We start from the raw sequence: 21,594 nt of genomic DNA, 5'->3' as shown, positions 1-21,594 counted from the left end.
ATTCCCGCATGACATCAAGTGCCTCTAACACCCCCCAAATCAAGCCCGCCTGGATCGACACTTTCAAAGTTTATCTGGAGCCACCCACGCTGCGCATGCTGCTACTGGGGTTTTCGGCCGGCCTGCCCTTGCTGCTGGTGCTGGGCACCTTGAGTTTTTGGCTGCGCGAGGCCGGCCTTGACCGCACCACCATTGGTTATTTGAGCTGGGTCGGCCTGGCCTACGCTTTCAAGTGGGTGTGGGCGCCGCTGGTGGACCGGATGCCCATTCCGCTGCTGACACGCTGGATGGGCCGCAGGCGCAGTTGGCTCTTGCTGGCCCAGCTGGCCGTGATGGCCGGTTTGGTGGCCATGTCATTCAACGACCCGCGGGTCGCGCTGCAGCCCGTGGTGTGGGGTGCCCTGGCGGTGGCCTTTGGCTCGGCGACGCAAGATATTGCACTGGATGCCTTTCGCATCGAATCGGCCAATATCAATCGCCAGGCGGCGCTGGCAGCGGCTTACCAGACCGGCTACCGTCTGGCCATGATCTGGGCCGGGGCCGGGGTGTTGTGGGTGGCGGCGCGAGCCGAAGTGGCCGGGGTGGCCGGCTATCAGCATGGTGCCTGGCAAACCGCTTACCTGGTGATGGCGGCCAGCATGTTGCTGGGGGTGTTGACGGTGCTGCTGTCGCCCGAACCGCTGCGCCGGGCCATGCCATCGGCCAAAAATGCGCGCGAATGGCTGCGCGGCGCCTTGATTGAACCGTTTGCCGACTTTTTGCATCGCTACGGCAAGCAGGCGCTGCTGATCCTGGCGCTGATTGCCATTTACCGCATCAGCGACGTGGTCATGGGCATCATGGCCAATCCGTTTTATGTGGACATGGGCTACACCAAGGACGAGGTGGCGGCAGTGACCAAGATTTTCGGCGTCATCATGACGCTGGTCGGCGCTTTTGTGGGCGGTGTGCTGTCGATGCGGTTCGGTGTGATGCGGGTGCTGATGCTGGGCGCGGTGTTGAGTGCCGCCACCAATTTGCTGTTTGCGGCCTTGAGTACACGGGGCCATGATCTAACGGCACTTATTTTTGTCATCTCGGCTGACAACCTGGCCAGCGGCATAGCCTCGGCGGCCTTCATTGCCTACCTGTCCAGTCTGACAAATATCAACTACTCGGCCACCCAGTACGCGTTGTTCAGTTCTATGATGCTGCTCGCCCCCAAGTTTCTGGCTGGCTATTCGGGCCGGTATGTGGATGCGTTTGGTTACCAGAATTTCTTCATTGGGACGTCCCTGCTGGGCCTGCCCGTGTTGTTGCTGGTCTGGCTGGCGTCCCGGGCCCGACAGGCGTAAATTGGCAACCCTATTTCTATCAACCACGCCTTGACTTCATGTTGACCAGCGATGCAGATGCCCTTGCCAACAGGCCCGGCTTGCCGTGTAAAACCGGGCAGTCCTGGCCGCTGGGCGCCACCTGCATGACGCTTGACGGCCAGAGCGGCATCAACTTCGCTGTCTATTCCCGCCACGCCGAGGCGATTGAGCTGTGTCTGTTTGACGAACATGGTGCGCAGGAGACTGCTCGCATCCGCTTGCCCGCGCACAGCGACGGTGTCTGGCACGGTTTTGTGCGCGGTTTGAAGGCCGGTCAGTTGTATGGGCTGCGTGCGCATGGACCGTATCAGCCCGCGCACGGCCAGCGTTTCAACCCGGCCAAATTGCTGCTTGATCCCTTTGCGCGCGCGCTCAAAGGGTCCACGCAGCACCTGTCGCTGGAGCGCGACTACCTGGGGCAAGCGGCTGCCGATGCAACCGTGCTAAATGCCGCGCCCGACCCGCACGACAACGCGCCACGCATGCCCAAAGCCCAGGTGCTGGACCTGGCGGCCGAGTTGCAGGGGGGAGCGGCCATCACCCGCAAGCCCGGGGTGCCGCTGGCCCGCACCGTGCTGTACGAAGCGCATGTCAAAGGGCTGACGCAGCGCCACCCCGACGTGCCGGTCGCCTTGCGCGGCACCTATGCCGGCTTGGCCAGCCCACCCATGCTGGCGCATTACCGGCACCTGGGCATCACCACCTTGTGTTTGTTGCCGGTGCAACTGTTTGTGACCGAAGCACATCTGCTGCAAAAGGGCTTGCGCAACTACTGGGGCTACAACACCCTGGCTTATTTCGTCCCTGAGCCGGCTTACGCCAGCGGCCAGTTTACCGATGACCGTACCGAATTCAGGCACATGGTGGACCAGTTGCACCAGCACGGACTGGAGGTGGTGCTGGATGTGGTGTTCAACCACAGCGCCGAGAGTGACACTTTTGGCCCCACCTTGAGCTGGCGCGGTCTGGACAACGCCAGTTGGTACGCACTGGACACGGCGGGCCAGTACCTTAACTTCAGCGGTTGCGGCAACAGCTTCAATCTGGCGCAGCCCTGCGCCGTACAGCTGGTCATGGACAGCCTGCGCTGGTGGGTGCAGGCGTTTGGTGTGGATGGGTTTCGCTTTGACCTCGCCACTGCACTGGGGCGCGACCCGATTCTTCATCACGATTTTCACCCGATGTCCGGCCTGCTGACGGCCCTGGCACAAGACCCGGTCTTGGCCGGTATCAAGCTGATTGCCGAGCCGTGGGACCTTGGGCCGAATGGCTACCAACTCGGACGATTTCCCGCTCGCTGGCATGAATGGAATGACCGTTTTCGCGATACCAGCCGCGCCTTCTGGTTGGGCCACCACAGCACGCGGGGCGGGCTGGCGCGCCGGCTCACGGGTTCCAGCGATTACTTTGACCATGACGGCCGCTCTCCCCTGGCCTGTATCAACCTGCTGAGCGCCCATGACGGCATGACGCTGGCGGATTTGACCTCATACCGCCACAAGCACAACCTGGCCAATGGCGAAGGCAACCGCGATGGACAGCACCACAACCTCAGCGCCAACGCCGGGGTGGAGGGCCCCACGGACGATGTTACGGTGCAGTCCGTGCGCGCGCAATGGCGGCGCGCCTTGCTGGCCACGCTGTTTTGTTCGCAGGGACTGCCACAGCTGCTGGCAGGTGACGAACTGGGCCATTCCCAACAGGGAAACAACAACGCCTACTGCCAGGACAACGAGACCAGCTGGCTCGATTGGCCAGGTGCAGACCCTGAATTGACCAATTTTGTCGGGGGCCTTGTCCACCTGCGTCAAACCCACGCGGCGCTGCGCCATGCGCGCTGGTTCACCGGTCGCGCCACGGCCGGGGCCGGGGTCACGGCAGCAGACATCGCCTGGCGCAGGCCGGACGGCGCGGCCATGGCTGCACCCGACTGGGACGATGCTCAATCGCGCAGTTTTGCCGGCCTGATCGAAGTCACCGACACGGCCGAAGCGAGTGACGCCATGCCGCTGCGCTGGTTGCTGCTGGTCCATGCGGGCGATGAGCCCCAGATTTTTGCGCTGCCCCCGGGGCGTTGGCACACCGTGTTGGACAGTGCCGCCAGCTGGGTGTTGCCGGATGCCCAATGGAACTCTGCGCCCGCCTGCACGCAGGCGATCACTGCCGCACCACGCACGATGCTCGGACTCGTCCAGCACGTGACGAATCCCGTGTTGCCACTTGAGGCTCAAGCATGAGCCCGGCGCAAGCGGCCACGGCGGCCATTTTTTCGCAACGCTGCAGCGGCGTGCTGCTGCACCTGACCTCTCTGCCAGGCCCCCATGGCTCGGGCGACCTCGGGGCTGAGGCCTACCATTTTGTGGACTGGCTGGTGTCGGCCGGACAGCGACTCTGGCAAATACTGCCACTCTCGCCGGTGGGGCCAGGCAACTCGCCCTACCACAGCCCCTCCACTTTTGCCGGCAATCCACTGCTGGTGGACCTGGATGAACTGGTGAAAAACGGCTGGCTGTCAGCGCAGGAGCCGCCGGTGTTTGAAGTGGGGCGCTGTGACTTTGAGCGCGTGGCGCCGTACCGCTTGCAACGTTTGCGTGAAGCATGGCAGGGTTTCCTGGAACACACGCAAGCCAGTGACTGGACCGAGTTTGAACGCTTTCGGCTGCAGCAAGCGCACTGGCTGGAGGGTTACGCCTTTTTCATGGCACTGGAGACGCACCACGGCAAACCCTGGACCCAATGGCCCACGGGGCTGGCACAGGCCGACCTGGCAGCGCTGGCCGCAGTGGGCGAGTCGATGGCAGACGAGCTCGGGTTCTTCAGCTTCATCCAGTGGCGCTTTATGGTGCAGTGGCAGCGTTTGCGTGACTACGCTCACGCACGTGGCATCGCGATTGTGGGCGACGCTCCTATTTTTGTTGCGCATCACAGTGCCGATGTGTGGCTCAACACCGACTTGTTCCTGCTGGATCCGTTGGGCGAAGCAACGGTCGTAGCCGGTGTACCACCCGACTATTTCAGTGTGACCGGTCAGCGCTGGGGCAACCCCCTGTACCGCTGGGACGTGATGGCGGAGCAGGGTTTTGCCTGGTGGAAGGACCGGCTCAGTCACCTGCTTGAGCTGGTGGATGTGATCCGGCTGGATCACTTTCGCGGTTTCGAGTCGTATTGGGAAATTCCGGCCACCGAACCCACGGCAGTCGCGGGTTGCTGGCGTCAGGGGCCCGGCCAAGCCTTGTTTGACGCATTGGCCCAAGCCCGGCTACAGCAAGGGGCGAGCGGCTTGCTGCCGATCATTGCGGAAGACCTCGGCATCATCACCCAGGCCGTCACCGATTTACGCCAGAACTGCGGCTTTCCCGGCATGCGCGTGATGCAGTTTGCATTTGGCGACACCCCTGCCAATCCTTACCTACCGCACAACTTTGACGTCCAAACGGTAGCCTACACCGGCACGCATGACAACGACACCACATTGGGCTGGTGGCAGACGGCGGGCGCCGGGCAACGGCACGTCGCCCGCGCCTATCTCGGCCCTCTGGCGGACTTCGAGATTCACTGGGCCATGATGCAATCGCTCTCGCAGTCAAAAGCGAACACGGTCATATTTCCGCTCCAGGATGTACTGGGACTGGACGGCTTGCATCGCATGAACACGCCCGGTGTGGCGCAGGGTTGCTGGCAATGGCGTTTTGCCTGGCGCCAGGTCGGCGATACACCGGCCCGGCGCCTGAAAGACATGGCTCACGCCCATGGCCGCAATCTGCTTCGCTAGCCTGATTATTGATATTTTTTCCAGGAGGTTTCTCATGAAAGATGGTGCTCATCACCGCCCGGTCCGTCGAACCATCTCCCTGGTCCTGGCGGGAGGCCGCGGTTCCCGGCTGCAGGACCTGACGGAAAATTGTGCCAAACCAGCCGTCCACTTTGGCGGCAAGTTCCGGATCATTGATTTTGTGCTATCCAATTGTGTGAACTCGGGGCTGCACCGCATCGGCGTGTTGACACAGTACAAGTCGCACAGCCTGCTGCGCCATTTGCAGCATGGCTGGTCTTTCTTGCGCAACGAAGTCAATGAGTTCATCGATTTGCTGCCAGCCCAGCAGCGCGTTGACGAGGCATCGTGGTACCGGGGCACGGCCGATGCGGTTTATCAAAATATCGATATCCTGCGCGAGCACGATCCCAAATATATTTTGGTATTGGCGGGCGACCATGTGTACAAGATGAATTACGCCAGCCTGATCGAAGACCACGTGGCCCTGGGTGCGCCCTGCACGGTCGCCTGCATTGAAGTGCCGCTGGCAGAAGCCAGCGCCTTCGGTGTCATGACGGTGGATGCCATGCGCCACATTACCCGGTTTGATGAAAAGCCGGCGCACCCGCAACCGATGCTGGACCAGCCGGAACAGGCGCTGGTGAGCATGGGGGTGTATGTATTTGACGCCGACTATCTGTTTGCCGCGTTGCAGACCGACATTGAAGATGCCGCCTCCCACCACGACTTTGGCAAGGATTTGATCCCGGCCATCGTGTCACGCGGCGAAGCCATGGCCCATCCGTTTGACCTGTCTTGCGTCAAATCCAGCCCGGAGAGCCCTTCTTACTGGCGCGATGTCGGCACGGTCGATGCCTACTGGGCCGCCAATATCGACTTGACCGCCACCATTCCCCAGCTCGATCTCTATGACAAGGATTGGCCGATCTGGACTTACCAGCCAACCTCGCCACCGGCCAAGTTTGTCTTTGATGATGAGGGGCGCCGCGGTATGGCGGTCGACTCGCTGGTATCCGGGGGCTGCATTGTGTCGGGTGCGCTGGTGCGGCGATCCGTGCTGTTCACCGGGGTTCACCTTCACTCTTACAGCAGCGTGGAAGAGTCGGTCCTTCTGCCGGAGGCTGATGTCGGACGGCACTGCCGGTTACGCAAGGTGGTGGTTGACGAAGGCTGCCGTATTCCTGCGGGCATGACGATCGGCTTTGACGCTGAGGACGACGCGCGGCGTTTCCATGTCAGTGCCGACGGTGTGGTGCTGGTCACGGTGGCCATGCTGGAGGCGTTGCGGGTGAGTCAGGCATGAAGGTTTTGTATGTTTGCACCGAACTGTTTCCATTTCTCAAGACCGGGGGGCTGGCCGATGTCAGCGCCGGTCTGGCCCCGGCACTGCAGGCTGTGGGCTGCGAGGTGCGCTTGCTGCTGCCGGCCTTCCCAGCCATTGCCAACCAGGCCCTTTCAACGCGGCCTATTGCCAGTTTGCCGGCAGGGCCCATGCCCTGGGGCCCGGCCCCGGTCCTGCCCCCTGCCAGCCTGACGCTGGCCACTCTGCCCGGGCTGGAACTGCCGGTTTATCTGGTTCAAGCCCCGGCCTTGTATGACCGTCCCGGCAACCCCTACCTCGGGCCGGACGGCAAGGACTGGAGCGACAACGCGATTCGCTTCGCGGCGCTGGGATGGGCTGGAGCGACCCTGGGGCAGGGGCTTGACCCGCACTGGCGACCCGATGTCATTCACTGCCACGACTGGCATAGCGGCCTGACCCCGACCTATGTGCGGGCCTTTGCCGCAGCCAAACAAGCCACACCAGCGACAGTTTTCACCATTCACAACCTGGCATATCAGGGCTTGTTTGCAGCCGCAGAAGTCACCCGGCTGGGTCTTCCCAAGTCGTGGTTTGATATCGATGGCTTTGAGTTTTTTGGGAAGGTCTCCTTCATGAAGGCGGCGCTTCGGTATGCTGACCGCATTACCACGGTCAGCCCGACCTATGCCCGTGAAATAAGCTCCGAAGCGCAAGGCTGCGGACTCGATGGCCTGCTGCGCGAGCGCGCCAACTCACTCTCGGGAATTCTCAATGGGGTGGATGACCTGATATGGAACCCGGCCACCGATGCCTTGCTGCCTGCCCCCTACGATGAGCACAAGCTGCAGGGCAAAACTCTCGCCAAGCGCGCACTTCAAACCAAATTTGGACTGGAGCCGCGTGCCAATGCCCTGGTATTTGGTGCCGTCAGCCGCTTGACGGAGCAAAAAGGGCTGCACCTGCTGCCCCAGGTGTTGGCGGACATGGTTCAGCGTGGTGGTCAACTGGCCTTGCTGGGCCAGGGTGACGTAGCGCTGGAACGGGCCTTTGTGGATGCGGCCATCCGCTACCCCGGCCAGGTCGGTGTGCGCATTGGCTACGACGAGGTCACCGCCCACGCGGTCATTGCCGGTGCCGATGTCATCCTGGTTCCCTCTGAATTTGAGCCTTGCGGCCTGACGCAGCTCTATGGCTTGCGCTACGGCACCTTGCCTTTGGTACGCCGGGTCGGCGGTCTGGCCGACACGGTGGTCGATTGCACGCTGGAAAATCTGGACGAAGGCAGTGCGACTGGTTTTGTGTTCGACGAATTGAGCCCCGCCGGATTGCTCAGCGCCGTGCGGCGGGCCTTTGTCTTGTTTCGACGCCCCGACGAATGGTTGGCAGTGCAACAACGGGGCATGGGGCTGCGCTTTGACTGGCTCGCTTCTGCGCAGCACTACCTGGCCATGTACCAAACATTGCGGCCGGGTGCAAAATAATTCATCTGTGTATTTTCCGGAGCCATTGACCATGCCCGCCACCGCTATTTTTCAATTTGACAAACCCACCAACAGCGTCGAAGCGCTGCGCCGGTCAATCTCGAACAGGCTGGTTTACCAGGTCGGCAAAGACCTGCACTCCGCCACCCAGCGCGACTGGCTGTTTGCCGTGTTTCATGCCGTGCGCGACCGCATCATGGACGGCTGGCGCGAGTCGTTGACCCAGGCCGAAGACCAGGATGCCAAGCGCGTGTATTACCTGTCGCTGGAATTTCTCACCGGACGGGCACTGACCAATGCGATGTTGGCGACTGACATTTATGAACCCGTCAAACAGGCCTGCGCCCTGCTGGGTGCCGACTTTGATGCCCTGATTGACCTGGAGCCCGATGCCGGCCTGGGCAACGGCGGTCTGGGTCGCCTGGCAGCCTGCTTTCTGGACTCGATGGCCACCTTGGGCCTGCCCGGCATGGGTTATGGCATCCGCTACGAATTCGGCATGTTTGCCCAGCGTATCGAACATGGACAGCAAGTGGAAGAGCCCGACTACTGGCTGGTCAACGGCTATCCGTGGGAGTTCATGCGCCCCGAACTCAGCTACACCATCCGTTATGGCGGACGCCTGGTACCGCAGAACGGCCAATCGCTCTGGCTCGATACCGAAGATGTGATTGCCACCGCCTACGACAGCGGCGTGCCTGGCCATCAGATGCGCAGCGTGGTCACCATGCGGCTCTGGTCGGCACGTGCCAGCGGCGGCGTCAACCTGGACGCCTTTAACCGGGGCGATTACATCCAGGCAGTGGAGGCCAAAAACCAATCAGAAAACGTCTCGCGGGTACTCTACCCGGATGATCGCACCGAGCACGGGCATGAATTGCGCCTGCGCCAGGAGTACTTTTTTGTCAGTGCCTCGCTGCAGGATATTTTGCGGCGTCACCTCAAAAACCACAGCGGCTTTGAACAACTTGCCGACAAGGTGGCTATTCACCTCAACGACACCCATCCGGCGCTGGCGGTGCCCGAGTTGATGCGACTCCTGATGGACGAGCACCAACTTGACTGGGAAGCCGCCTGGGGCCTGTGCACGCGCATCTTCTCGTACACCAATCACACCCTGATGGAAGAGGCCCTGGAGACCTGGCCGGTGGAACTGCTGGGCCGCGTGTTGCCCCGGCACATGGGTCTGATCTTCGACATCAATGCCCGTTTTCTGGCTGAAGTTCATACCCGATTCCCGGATGACCATGCCTTGTTGCGGCGTATTTCACTGATCGAAGAGCGCGGCGTGCGCCGGGTGCGCATGGCCCATCTGTCGGTGTTGTCCAGTCACAAGGTCAATGGTGTCTCGGCCCTGCACAGTCAATTGATGGTGGACACGATCTTTTCCGATTTTGTGCGGATGTATCCGGAGCGCTTCTGCAATAAAACCAACGGCATTACCCCGCGCCGCTGGCTGTCGCTGGCCAACCCTTCGCTATCGACCTTGATCGACAGCCGCATCGGCCCCGACTGGCGGCAAGATCTGGATCAGTTGGCCCAGTTGCGCGATCTGGCCGACGAGCCGGAGTTTCAAAATGCCTTCCGGCTGGCCAAGCAGCAAAACAAGCGCCGTCTGACGGACCTGATGGCGCGCTGCCCGGGCGTCATCGTGGATCCGCACAGTCTGTTCGACGTCCAGGTCAAGCGCATGCACGAATACAAGCGCCAACTGCTCAATGTGCTGCATGTCATCACGCGCTACCACCGCATACTGGCCCAACCGCATGCCAACTGGGTGCCACGCACCGTGATCTTTGCCGGCAAGGCCGCCTCCGCCTACTACATGGCCAAACTCGTCATCCGGCTGATCAACGACGTGGCGCGCGTGATCAACAACGACCCCCTGATCGGTTCGCTGCTGCGCGTTGTGTTCATCCCCAATTACCGGGTGTCGCTGGCAGAAATCATCATTCCAGCGGCCAATTTGTCGGAGCAGATTTCAACCGCCGGCACCGAAGCTTCAGGCACCGGCAACATGAAATTCGCCCTCAATGGCGCTCTCACGATTGGCACCTGGGATGGTGCCAACATTGAAATTGCCGAGAAGGTAGGCCCGGACAATATTTTCGTGTTTGGCAACCGCGCCGAAAAAGTGGCTGAGCTGCGGGGTTACGGCTATCTGCCGCGCAGCTACTACGAGGGCAATTTTGATCTGAAGTTTGCCATTGACCGCCTGGCTCAAGGTGGGTTTTCGCCCGAGGAGCCCGGTCGCTACCGCGATGTGGTCAATGTGCTGCTGGAGTCTGACTACTACCAGTTGTTGGCCGATTACGGCGACTATTGTGCCTGCCAGGACAAGGTGGACGATCTCTATCGGCGCCCCGGCGCATGGACGCGCAGCGCGATTCTGAATGTTGCCGGCATGGGACCTTTTTCTTCCGACCGCACGATTCGCGAATATGCCACCGATATCTGGGGCGTGGCGCCCCTGCGGTGACAGCTCCATTTACCGAAACTTTACAGTCGCCCCATGCGCTTTTATCTGCCCGGCCCTAGACTATTTCCATGACTCAACACCTATTGATGATCGAAGATGACACGCGCCTGGCCCAGATGGTGAGTGAGTACCTGGCGCAATCAGGGTTTGTGGTGGGCCATGCCGGCGACGGCCAAACCGGGCTGACCGACCTGCAGTCCGACCCACCTGACCTGGTCATCCTGGATCTGATGCTGCCTGACATGGACGGGCTGGAGGTGTGTCGGCGCATCCGCTCACTGCCCGGCGCCCTGGCGCAAATACCGGTGCTGATGTTGACCGCCAAGGGCGACCCGATGGACCGCATCATCGGGCTGGAGATCGGCGCCGATGACTACCTGCCCAAGCCGTTTGAGCCACGCGAGCTGCTGGCCCGCATTCGCGCTGTGTTACGCCGCCATGTGGAGGGCGCGCACCCCGTTCAAACACAGCTGCGTTTTGGCACACTGGAAATCGACCGCGACGCCCGCTCCGTCAGTGTGGCGGGCCAACTCTGCGACTTGACCTCTTACCAGTTTGATCTGCTGGTGGCGCTGGCCGAGCGCGCCGGGCGGGTGCTCACGCGTGACCAGATCATGGAAGCCGTGCGCGGACGTGAACTCGACGCCTTTGACCGCTCGATCGACGTGCACATGGGACGCATCCGCGCAGCCATTGAACTCGATGCCAAGGATCCCAAGCGCATCCTCACGGTGCGCGGCGTCGGCTATGTATTCGCCCGCCAGCAAGACTGAGCATGTTCTTCAAGAAACTGTATGTGCGGATCTGGCTGGCCGTGGTGCTGGCGGTGGCGGTTCTGACCTTGCTGGTCGGTTGGGCCTGGCGGCTCACGGCCGAGCCACCCCTGCGCAACGTGGTCATCCGTGACCATGTCGGGAGAATCATTGGCAATGGGCACTCCCGCATGCGCCGGCCACCGGACGTCGGTTTTGGGGAGAACAGCGACCGGGCGCCAGATGCGCAGGATCGCTGGCTCGGCCCCTACAGCCAGTATGGCAACGACCCGGAGTTCGTGGTGGTGATGAACGATGGGCAAATGGTGCATCTGCAATTCCCGCGCCCGCCACAGTCACCCTGGAGTCGCCCGCCCTTCGGTTTTTTCTGGACCCTGTCCCTGGTCGGCATCGCGGTGGCGCTGGCCACCTATCCGATCATTCGCAAGCTCACGCGCCGTCTGGAATTGCTGCAAAACGGGGTGGAGAAGTGGGGCGAAGGCGACCTTTCGATCCGGGTGCCGGAGGCCGGCGCCGACGAGGTGACCTTTCTGGCGGCGCGCTTCAACCATGCGGCCGAGCGCATCGAGACCCTGGTGAAGTCGCATGAATCGCTGCTGGCATCGCAGAAATCATTGCTGGCCAACGCCTCGCATGAGCTGCGCTCGCCTCTGACCCGCATTCGCATGGGGCTGGAGTTGATGGGTTCGTCAGCGTCACCGGCGTTCAAGAACGAGATCTCCCGCAACATCAGCGAGTTAGACCAGTTGATTGAGGAGATTTTGCTGGCCAGCCGCCTGGATGCCCGCGAAGCCGACATGGGCACGATCGAGTCGGTTGACCTGATTGGTCTGGCAGCGGAGGAGTGCGCTCGGGTCAACGCAGAGCTCGATGTGCAACTGGCCAGCGACTCATCAGCCACACCGACCGAGCCGGCAGGACCGTCCGACTTGCCGGTGCAAGGTGTCACCAAGTTGCTGCGCCGCGCGATGCGCAACCTGCTGGAGAACGCCAGGCGCCATGCGGCGGGCGAGATCACGGTGACACTGCGCAAGACCGACAGGCAGGCCGTCATCAGTGTCTGTGACCGCGGCCCAGGCGTTCCACCCGAGCTGCGAGAGCGGATATTTGAGCCCTTTTACCGCTTGCCAGGCGCCACCGAGCGCGATGGCGGCGTCGGCCTGGGGCTGGCCCTGGTGAAATCGATCGCCCTGCGCCATGGTGGCACGGTGTCTTGCGAGAATCGCCCCGATGGCGGCGCCTGCTTTGTCGTCCGGCTGCCGCTTTCGCCGGTCGACAAAGTATAAAAGTCGCAAAAAGCGACATTTTTCTACCCAAAAACCGCGCCATATCCCCCAAATGGGGGATGGCACATTACACGAATGCTCGGTAAAGTGTCCCCAACTGCTGTCACAGTGCTCAAGCGTTGGAGTCCAGTCAGTCATAGACGGGCGCTCAGACCTGCAAAGAATCCAACGAGGTTCCTTCGGGGACTTTTTTACAACCACCTTCGGGTGGTTTTTTTTGTATAAAACAAGCCTCTAGCCCCCGTTGTCATTGCTTGTATAGCTACATATTTAGTAACACACGGTCAGCCGTGATATCCACCAGGCAGCGTGTGTGCCCAAGCGGACATTCGCGCTCAAAACAGGGCGCGCAATCAAGCGGCGGCTGGTAACTTGCATCGTTCTTGAGCCACAGCACGGCCGCCCTATCATTGAGGGGCGGCGTGTGCAGCGGGCTGCTGGAGCCGAACAGGGCCACCTGACGCACACCCAAGGCGGCTCCCACATGCATCAGGCCGGAATCGTTGCTGACCAGGCATTTTGCAGCGCCGATGACACTGAATGCCTGGGCGAGCGAAGTTTCGCCGGCAAGATTGCGGCATTTGCCCGGCTGGTCGGCGTTGACCAGGTCGGCAATCTCACGACACAAGTCACGTTCCTTGGCGGAACCCAGTAACACAACCGGCAACTCAAGACGACGGGCCAACTCGGCAAAATGACGGGTCGGCCAGCGCTTGGCCGGGCCGTATTCAGCCCCAGGGGCAAACACGTCATAAGCACCGCGCTGCAACCCCAGCGCCGCCAGGGCGATGTCAACCTCAACCGGATTCAGCTGCAGTTGCGGCCGGTCATTGCCTGAGTCAGCCGCACCACTGAGCGCCGAGTAAAACGCGACCATGGGCGGGCGCTGGGCCTTGGGCGGGTTTTTCAAACGGTGCGTCAGCAAGCCCACCCGTGCCTCGCCCAGGTACCCTACCCGCTTCGGAATACCCGCCAGCAACGGCAACAAGGCGCTTTTCAGGGAGTTGGGGCAAACATAAGCCACGTCAAACCGGCCGCTTAGTTGCCGGGCCAAGCTGCGCCGGGCCTTGAGCTGCAGGCCACCGTGGGCGAAGGGCAATTCAATCACCTCCGCCACCTGTGGCATGAGCCGGTACACGGGCGCCACCCACGGCAGCGCACCGACCGTGAGGCGCTCGCCGCGCGCCTGCAGGCGGCGCATCAGCGGCTCGGTCATCACCGCATCCCCGATCCACTGGGGCGCGATGATCAAAGAACGAAAAGAATGGGGGAGAGACCCCGATTCTTTAGTGCCCGGCGAAGTGCTCACCCGCCTTGAGTTTGTAAACCGTGCCGCAGTAAGGGCACTTGGCCTCCCCGCTATGGGCCACGTCCAGATAGACCTTGGGGTGGCTGTCCCAGAGTTTCATATCGGCCTTGGGGTTGGGGCAGAACACGCCACCTTGGTGGTTGAGGTCTGCGGCCAGGAGTTCGACAGTAGATTTGTTCACGGTATTTTTCTTTCAGACTTTACTCAGCCAATGGGCATATTTCGGGTTGCGGCCATTGACGATGTCAAAGTAGGCGCTCTGGATTTTTTCGGTGATCGGGCCGCGGCTGCCGACATAGTCACCCTTGCCCAGTTCGATGCGGTCAAGTTCGCGAATCGGGGTGACTTCAGCCGCCGTGCCGGTAAAGAAGGCTTCATCACAGATATAAACCTCATCACGGGTGATACGTTTTTGAATCAGTTCCAGCCCCAGGTCCTTGGCAATGTGGAAGATGGTGTTGCGGGTGATGCCGTTGAGTGCGCCGGACGACAGATCCGGCGTGTAAACCACGCCGTCTTTGACGACGAAAATATTTTCACCCGGGCCTTCCGACACAAAGCCCGAGCAGTCGAGCAGCAGGGCCTCGTCGTAACCTTCGTCGGTGACTTCCAGGTTGGCCAGGATCGAGTTGCTGTAGTTGCTCACCGCCTTTGCCTGCGTCATGGTGATGTTGACGTGGTGGCGGGTAAAACTGCTGGTCTTGACCCGAATGCCACGTTTCATGCCTTCTTCGCCGAGATACGCACCCCAGGGCCAGGCCGCCACCATCAGGTGAATGGTGTTGCCTTTGGGGCTCACACCCAATTTCTCGTCGCCAATCCAGCTCAAGGGACGGATGTAGCCGCCCTCCAGCTTGTTCTCGCGCACCACCGCCTTTTGCGCCGCCAGCACCTCGTCCATGCTGAACGGGATCTTCATGCGCAGGATCTTGGCGCTGTTGAAAAGGCGTTCGGTGTGATCTTCGAGCCGGAAAATTGCGGTGCCGCCGACGGCGTTGTAAGCGCGCACACCTTCAAAAACGCCGCAGCCGTAATGCAGGGTATGCGTCAGCACATGGATCTTGGCGTCGCGCCAGTCGACCATCTGGCCATCCATCCAGATTTTGCCGTCGCGGTCGGACATGGAAGGGGTTACAGGGCTCATAAGTAGTTCCTCGGGTATGGGACTTGCAAATATTGCAAAAAAATTGATTTTACGAGGCCGCGACAGGTGCCCTGCGTTCAGGCCGCACGGGCATCGCGGACCGAGCTTTCCAGCTCGGTAAACGCCTCCTGCACATAGTCACCCAAACGCTGCAAATTGGGCAGCTCGTCGGTCGCGATCAGGCCAAAGAAAAGCTCCCCGGCGTAGCTGAACAGGGTAATGTTGAGCAGATTGCTGGGCGGCAGGGTACTGATGGGGTGCATCTCTTCCATCTTGGCGCCTTTGATGTACAAATACTCTTTGGGCCCCGGCACGTTGGAGACCAGGGTGTTGCCCATGGGGGGCAGCGTGTTGCTGAGCTGGAGCAATTCTGCAATCTGCGCCACCAGCCCGGTGATGATGGTGTAGGACTCGATCGCCTCGGGCGCCACGCTGTCGATCATCGTGCGTACACTGCGCAGCGAAAACCCGATGTTGCGCAGCCGCACATAGGGGTCGTCGGTGGGCGCCGACAGTTCCACCTGAATAATCCCAATCTTGTTGCCCGCTGTCTTCTCGCCCTCTTTGCGCAGGTTGACCGGCATCTGAATCGTGATCGGGCGCTGGAGCTCAACCCCCTGATCCTTGAGGTAACGCCGCAAGGCGCCATCCAGACAGGTCAGCGCCACATGATTGATGGTGGAGCGGGTCCGTTCCCGAACCTGGTTGACCCGCGCCAGTGAAACGCCGGCGGTGGTGAACTGACGGCCGGCCGTCACCTGCCCGGTCAAAGGCGTCTTGGCAGTGGAGACAAAGGGCAAGGCGATGGCGTTCTTGGTGAGCTTGACACTCTCCAGCAGCAGCATGGTGGCCAGGCGGGCGATGCCTAAAAAACGCAGCGTGGTGCCGCCGACATCTTTCCACAAGGAATGCATCAAGTCCTGCATGGCTTGTTTGTGCCGATCGCCATGGCCGCCGTGCTTTCTGGTCCACACCGGCGTCAGCTCGAGATCATCGGGCGTCTGCGCCATGCTCTCCGAGGTCCAGCGCGACATCGTGACGCCGTCGGCGCACGCATGGTGCATTTTTTGATACAGCGCGAAGTAGCCTTTTTTCCGGTCGATCTCCAGACCGTCAATCACGTGCACTTCCCACAAGGGGCGCGAACGATCCAGCATGGGCTGGTGCAGCTTCGATACAAAGTCATACAACGCTTGCCGGTCATTGCAGCCGCCGGCGAGCTTGTGATAAAAAATGTGCTGCTTCAGATCGACCGCCTTGCTGTACTGCCAGTGCGGCATGGCCTTCAATGAAAACTTGATCACGCGATTGAACGGTGCCTTGACATCGGTAAACGTCAGCAGTTCGCGGTACAGATTTTTGGCAAAGGCAAGCGTCGATTTGGGCGGCCGCCTGCAAATCAGCAGGCCCGCCACGTGCTTGGGACTGGCCTGCGTCTCGGCAATAAAAAACCCGAGATCCAGTAACGACAGTTTGCTCATGGTGCCTCGTTCTTGCTTTGCAATGGGAGGCGCCATTTTGCGTCATCTTTCCTCGTTCCTTTGAGCCATTTGGGTTGAGCCGTCAGCGCCGCCAGCGCACCGTCACCGCCAGGCCGCCCAGGCGTTCAGAGCGACTGACCTGCACCTGGGCGCCAAATACAGTCGCAATTCTCTTGACAATCGACCAACCCAGGCCGCTGCCCGGCTGGTCGCTACCCAGCACGCGGTAAAACCGCTCGCCCAGGCGTGCTATCTCGGGCTCGGTCATGCCCGCGCCGCTGTCTTGCACGCGCAGCACGGCTTGCCCGGACTCCATCGCCACGCTGACCCAAACCTGCGCCTGGTTCGGGCTGTAGCGCAGGGCGTTGTCAACCAGGTTGCGCACCAGCACCCCGATCAGCGCTTCATCACCTGCCACCTGACAGGCGGTGGGCGCTTCGAGCTGCAGGGTTTGCCCGCGCGCCAGCGCGGTGGGCGCCAGATCGGCCGCCACACGGCGTGCCAGCGCGCTCAAATCCACCCTGGCCACCGCATCGGCAGCGCTGGCGGGGGCCGCCTCCAGCCGCGCCAGCGTGAGCAATTGCTCGACCAAGTGGGTGGCCCGATCACAGCCGGCCAGGGTGAACTGCAGGGCATGGTCGCGCTGCGCGGCATCATGACCGGCACCCAGCGCCACCTGCGCCTGGGCGCGGATGGCGGCAATCGGGGTGCGCAGCTCGTGCGCCGCGTCGGCCGTGAAGCGCCGCTCCGACACCAGCATCTGCTCGATGCGTTCAAACAGGCCGTTCAGGGCCTGCACCACGGGCACCATTTCTGTGCTCAAGTCAGGGACCAGCAACGGTTCCATGGCCTGCGGGCGGCGCTGTGCCAGCACCCGACTGAGGTGGCGCAGGGGCGCCAGGCCCTGACGGACGGCCCACCAACCAACCAGCGCCAACAGCGGCAGCGCAATAACCAGCGGCAACAGCACCCCTTGCAGCACGGCCAACAGAATGGAATCGCGCGACTCGGTCTGCTCGCCGACATAGACCTGCACATCGTGCTCGGCGCCGCGGGTCGCAAACACCCGCCACTGGGCGTCATCGGCCAAACGCACAGTTGAAAAGCCCTGCGCGTTGCCGGCAATCGGCGCGGTGCCGGCATTGGCCGAGCTCAACACCAGCCGCCCTTCGTGAAACACCTGAAACACCACCTTGGGTGCGTACTTGTGCAGTGAGGGCGCGTCTTCCACGCTGTCCGCCTCATGCGCGTGGGCCTGCTGCATGATCAGCAAGGCGGCGGCCTGCGCCAGATGGCCGTCCAGCAATTCATCGAGTTCGTGGCTGGCATCAAACCAGATCATGACAGCCGCGCCCAGCCAGACCACGGTCAGCAGCCCCAGCAAGGGTGCCAGCAAGCGGGCCTGCAAGGACTTCAGGCGGCGAGCGGTCCTCATGTGGACGCCGATGCCGGTGCTGACCCGCGTTGCACGGTGTACCCAATGCCGCGTACGGTCTGGATCAAGTCGGGCTGCAATTTGCGGCGCAGATGGTGGATGTGGACCTCGATTGCATTGCTTTCCACTTCATAGCCCCAGCTGTAGAGCTGCTGTTCCAGTTGCTCCCGCGACAACACGCGGTCGGCGTTGAGCATCAGCACGTGCAACAAATCGAATTCACGGGTGGACAGCGCCACCGGCTCGTCGTTCAGACTGACGCGCCGGGCCGAAGGTTCCAGCAGCACCGCACCGCAACGCAAGACATCCTGCATCTGCCCATGGGCGCGGCGCACCAGCGAGCGCAGGCGCGCACCCAGTTCATGCAAATCGACCGGCTTGACCACATAGTCATCAGCCCCCAGGTCCAGGCCGCGGATCCGATCCGGCACGGCGTCGCGGGCCGTCAGCACCAGCACCGGGGTGGTGATCTTGCTTGCCCGCACAGCTTGCAGCACATCGATGCCGTCTTTCAAGGGCAAGCCGAGGTCCAGCACCGCGGCCGCGTAGTCGCCGCAGGCCAGCTCGCGCTCGGCCGCCAGGCCATCGCGCACCCAGTCCACCTGAAACCCCAGCTGGCGCAAGCCCGCGCGCAGCCCATCGCCCAACATCGAGTCGTCTTCTGCCAGCAAAATTCTCATCCATCAACTCCCAAAAAATCCAAGGTCCGCGTGCCTTGCCAAGCAGCAGCGCCAGCCGGCGCAGCACACCGTATCAATCATCATCATGCGTGTGCGAACGGTATTTTGCGTCTTGTGACGCCAAGCCCTTGCCGCTCAAGCCCGGCGTGGCTGGACTCTGCCATTGCAAGTACCAAAAGCCCAGAACCGCGGCCACCATCAGCAGCGCCAAAGGCCGCCAGGCCCGGCGAATACCCTGGTTGGGAGCGCCTTCTTTCTTGCCGTTGATCATGGCGCGCACCAGGTTTTCACGGTGCATGAGGCTGGTCAGCACGGCGCCGCCTATGTGCAAGGCAACCACTGCCAGCATGAAGCCCGCCGCCCCTTCGTGCACCTCTTTGAGCCACCTGGCCCCCGGCACGTTGTAGAACAACCAGCCGGTCGCCACGATAGCCATGCTCAGCGACAGCAACAGCACAATCGCCACCGCACCCGCCGGGTTGTGCCCGACATGATGCTCTGGCCGGCCCGCCAGCATGGCACGCCCGTAGCGCACGAGCGTTAGCGGGCCACGCACAAAGCTGCCAAAACGGGCGTAGCGTGTGCCCAGCAGGCCCCACAAAATCCGAAACGCCACCAGCCCGGCCATGGTGTAGCCCAGCGTGACATGCAGCGCCAGCCAGCGATCACTTTCTGCGCTCACATAAGCCCCGGCAAAGCTCAGCGCCAGCAGCCAGTGGAACACCCGCACCGGCGCATCCCACACCAGGATTTGGCTTTTTTCTTTCGCCGTGTCAAAAATTTGCATCCCATCTCCAAGAAGCGGCGATGGTAGAAGCCGCAGATTAAGCAAGTCTTAAGGCGCTGGCGCTTGCGTGGACACACGCAAGCGCTATGCTTGCATGTTGCATCCCCATCGGGGTGATAACTTTTCTCTCATACTCCAGGAGCCCATCATGAAGAAAACTGTGTGGACAATGACTTGCGGTCTTATTTTTTCGAGCCTGGCTGCGACCGCGCTGGCCCAAACACCCATGTTGCCAAAGGCCCAGTACACGGCCGACAGCCGGCAGGCGCAGGAGCGCTACGCCGCCGATAAAAAACTCTGCAATGACGAAGCCTCGTCCACGGCGCGCCTGCAATGCCGCCGCGACGCCAAGAGCGAGTACGACAAAGCCATCGCGGCGGCCAGGGCGCAACTGGCAGCCCAGACGCCAGCTGCCACGTCACACCAGAATGCCACGGCGGCCTGCCCTGATTGCGCCCGGGTGATCGCCGTCAACGTGAGCGACAAAAAAGGCGAAGGCAGTGCCGTTGGCCTGATTGCTGGCGGCGTCACTGGCGCCATATTGGGCCATCAGGTGGGAGGCGGTTTGGGCAAAGACCTGGCCACGGTCGCCGGTGCAGCGGGCGGTGCGTATGCGGGCAAAAAGATTGAAGAAAAGGTCAAGACGCACAAGGTGTGGACGGTTCACGTGCAGTACCAGGACGGCCGCAAACACAGCTTCAGCTTCGAACAGGACCCCGGCTTCAAAACTGGCGATGCGGTCAGGAACTCCGGCAACAGCATCGTGCGCCAGTGAATTGGCGGATAGAAGCCCGCAATGACACCCCGGTAACCGGGCAAGATTACAGCCCCCGCACCACCTCCATCGCCTGCTCGACGCGCTCCACCGCATGGATGGTCAAGCCTTCAATCGGTTTTTTCGGCGCGTTGGCCTTGGGCACCAGCGCCACGCTAAAGCCCAGCTTGGCGGCTTCCTTCAGCCGTTCCTGACCGCGCGGCGCGGGCCGCACTTCACCGGCCAGGCCAACCTCGCCAAAGGCAAAGAATCCCTTCGGCAGCGGCTTGCCGCGCAGGCTCGACGTGATCGCCAGCAGCACCGCCAGATCGGCAGCGGGCTCGCTGATGCGCACACCGCCGACCGCGTTCACAAACACGTCCTGGTCCATGCAAGCCACGCCCGCGTGGCGGTGCAGCACGGCCAGCAGCATGGCGAGGCGGTCTTTGTCCAGGCCCACGCTCAAACGCCGGGGCGAGGGCCCACCGCTGTCGACCAGCGCTTGAATTTCCACCAGCATCGGCCGTGTGCCCTCCAGCGTCACCATCACGCAACTGCCGGGCACCGGCTCGGCGTGCTGGCTCAGGAAAATGGCGCTCGGGTTGCTCACCCCTTTGAGACCCTTTTCGGTCATGGCAAAGACGCCAATTTCGTTCACCGCGCCAAAGCGGTTCTTGATGGCGCGCACCAGCCTGAAACTTGAATGCGTGTCGCCTTCAAAGTAGAGCACCGTGTCCACCATGTGCTCCAGCACACGCGGGCCCGCCAGGGCGCCTTCCTTGGTGACATGACCGACCAGCACGATGCAGACACCGCTGGCCTTGGCCGCACGCGTCAGGTGCGCTGCGCATTCGCGCACTTGCGCCACCGAACCGGGGGCCGACGTGAGCTGATCCGAGTAGACCGTCTGGATCGAGTCGATGACGGCGATGTCAGGCTGGGTGGCCGCCAAAACGGACAGGATTTTTTCCAGCTGGATCTCGGCCAGCACCCGCACCTGCGAGTGGCCCAGCCCGAGGCGGCGCGAGCGCAGCGCGACTTGCGCGCCGCTTTCTTCGCCCGTCACGTACAAGGTGTTCTGGCCGCTGCATTGCAGCGAGTCGAGCGCCTGCAGCAGCAGGGTGGACTTGCCAATGCCGGGGTCGCCGCCGATCAGTACCACGCCGCCTTCGACCATGCCGCCGCCCAGCACACGGTCAAGCTCCTCGTGGCCGGTGGGGGTGCGCGCCATGTCCACCGCGTCAATGTCGCCCAGAATGGCGATTTCTGCCGTCTTGGCCAGGGAGGCGAAACGGTTTTTGGTGGGGGACAAGCTCTCTGGCACCGATTCAATCAGCGTATTCCAGGCGTTGCAACTGGGGCATTTGCCCTGCCATTTGGGGCTGGTGCCGCCACAATCGGAGCAAACGTAAACGGTTTTTTCTTTGGCCATGCGGGCGATGTTACTGTATGGAAAAACAGATGTCGGAAGGATCGACTTGGCCGCTTGTATTTGCTATATTATTAATAGCATATTACATAGCAATGACGGGGGCTATCGTCAGTTTTATCT

General features: G+C 61.7%; 17 protein-coding genes. 9 read left to right on the top strand and 8 right to left on the bottom strand.

What is annotated here, in order from left to right:
• Positions 1-8 precede the first annotated feature (8 nt).
• From RFER_RS02565 to RFER_RS02530, 8 genes are all read left to right on the top strand, one after another.
• Positions 9-1,334 (top strand): AmpG family muropeptide MFS transporter, encoded by a 1,326-nt coding sequence (locus tag RFER_RS02565; protein ID WP_011462841.1) that lies wholly within the window; start codon positions 9-11, stop codon positions 1,332-1,334.
• Between the two features lie 38 nt (positions 1,335-1,372).
• Positions 1,373-3,592 carry a glycogen debranching protein GlgX gene (gene glgX, locus RFER_RS02560; RefSeq protein WP_011462840.1) on the top strand — a complete coding sequence of 740 codons (2,220 nt, stop codon included), beginning with the start codon at positions 1,373-1,375 and terminating at the stop codon, positions 3,590-3,592.
• Positions 3,589-5,127 carry a 4-alpha-glucanotransferase gene (malQ, locus tag RFER_RS02555; protein WP_011462839.1) on the top strand — a complete coding sequence of 513 codons (1,539 nt, stop codon included), beginning with the start codon at positions 3,589-3,591 and terminating at the stop codon, positions 5,125-5,127. Before glgX ends, malQ begins: the two co-directional genes overlap by 4 nt.
• A 34-nt stretch (positions 5,128-5,161) precedes the next feature.
• Entirely contained in the window at positions 5,162-6,433 is a 1,272-nt protein-coding gene (gene glgC, locus RFER_RS02550) for a glucose-1-phosphate adenylyltransferase (protein ID WP_011462838.1), read from the top strand.
• Positions 6,430-7,914: a glycogen synthase GlgA gene (gene glgA, locus RFER_RS02545; protein WP_011462837.1), complete on the top strand. Its 1,485-nt coding sequence runs from the start codon at positions 6,430-6,432 to the stop codon at positions 7,912-7,914. The genes glgC and glgA overlap by 4 nt, the downstream gene beginning before the upstream one ends.
• Before the next feature lie 31 nt (positions 7,915-7,945).
• Positions 7,946-10,393, top strand: coding sequence for a glycogen/starch/alpha-glucan phosphorylase (locus RFER_RS02540; protein WP_011462836.1), 2,448 nt, complete (start codon positions 7,946-7,948; stop codon positions 10,391-10,393).
• Between the two features lie 68 nt (positions 10,394-10,461).
• Positions 10,462-11,166 (top strand): response regulator, encoded by a 705-nt coding sequence (locus tag RFER_RS02535; RefSeq protein WP_011462835.1) that lies wholly within the window; start codon positions 10,462-10,464, stop codon positions 11,164-11,166.
• Between the two features lie 2 nt (positions 11,167-11,168).
• Positions 11,169-12,452 carry a sensor histidine kinase gene (locus RFER_RS02530; protein ID WP_011462834.1) on the top strand — a complete coding sequence of 428 codons (1,284 nt, stop codon included), beginning with the start codon at positions 11,169-11,171 and terminating at the stop codon, positions 12,450-12,452.
• Between the two features lie 262 nt (positions 12,453-12,714).
• On the opposite strand, the gene waaF is transcribed toward RFER_RS02530, so the two are convergent.
• From waaF to RFER_RS02495, 7 genes are all read right to left on the bottom strand, one after another.
• Complete coding sequence (gene waaF / locus RFER_RS02525; protein ID WP_041790058.1) at positions 12,715-13,704, bottom strand: lipopolysaccharide heptosyltransferase II; 990 nt, start codon at positions 13,702-13,704, stop codon at positions 12,715-12,717.
• 34 nt (positions 13,705-13,738) lie between these two features.
• Entirely contained in the window at positions 13,739-13,942 is a 204-nt protein-coding gene (locus RFER_RS02520) for a zinc-finger domain-containing protein (protein ID WP_011462832.1), read from the bottom strand.
• 12 nt (positions 13,943-13,954) lie between these two features.
• Positions 13,955-14,905 (bottom strand): branched-chain amino acid transaminase, encoded by a 951-nt coding sequence (locus tag RFER_RS02515; RefSeq protein WP_011462831.1) that lies wholly within the window; start codon positions 14,903-14,905, stop codon positions 13,955-13,957.
• A 77-nt stretch (positions 14,906-14,982) separates the two neighbouring features.
• Positions 14,983-16,386, bottom strand: a complete 1,404-nt coding sequence (locus tag RFER_RS02510) for a wax ester/triacylglycerol synthase domain-containing protein (RefSeq protein ID WP_011462830.1) — start codon at positions 16,384-16,386, stop codon at positions 14,983-14,985.
• 82 nt (positions 16,387-16,468) lie between these two features.
• Positions 16,469-17,821, bottom strand: a complete 1,353-nt coding sequence (locus RFER_RS02505) for an ATP-binding protein (protein WP_011462829.1) — start codon at positions 17,819-17,821, stop codon at positions 16,469-16,471.
• Positions 17,818-18,501, bottom strand: a complete 684-nt coding sequence (locus RFER_RS02500; protein ID WP_011462828.1) for a winged helix-turn-helix domain-containing protein — start codon at positions 18,499-18,501, stop codon at positions 17,818-17,820. Before RFER_RS02500 ends, RFER_RS02505 begins: the two co-directional genes overlap by 4 nt.
• A gap of 73 nt (positions 18,502-18,574) precedes the next feature.
• Positions 18,575-19,288 carry a cytochrome b/b6 domain-containing protein gene (locus RFER_RS02495; RefSeq protein WP_011462827.1) on the bottom strand — a complete coding sequence of 238 codons (714 nt, stop codon included), beginning with the start codon at positions 19,286-19,288 and terminating at the stop codon, positions 18,575-18,577.
• A gap of 148 nt (positions 19,289-19,436) precedes the next feature.
• Here RFER_RS02495 and RFER_RS02490 point away from each other — a divergent pair, with 148 nt between their 5' ends.
• Positions 19,437-20,063, top strand: a complete 627-nt coding sequence (locus RFER_RS02490) for a glycine zipper 2TM domain-containing protein (protein WP_011462826.1) — start codon at positions 19,437-19,439, stop codon at positions 20,061-20,063.
• Between the two features lie 46 nt (positions 20,064-20,109).
• Here the strand turns inward: RFER_RS02490 and radA are convergent, their stop codons facing one another.
• Entirely contained in the window at positions 20,110-21,474 is a 1,365-nt protein-coding gene (gene radA / locus RFER_RS02485; protein ID WP_011462825.1) for a DNA repair protein RadA, read from the bottom strand.
• Positions 21,475-21,594: the final 120 nt, after the last annotated feature.

Source organism: Rhodoferax ferrireducens T118 (genome assembly GCF_000013605.1).
GTDB lineage: Bacteria > Pseudomonadota > Gammaproteobacteria > Burkholderiales > Burkholderiaceae_C > Rhodoferax > Rhodoferax ferrireducens.
The sequence above is the reverse complement of the archived record's forward strand: the minus strand, read 5'-3'. Positions and strand labels throughout refer to the sequence as shown.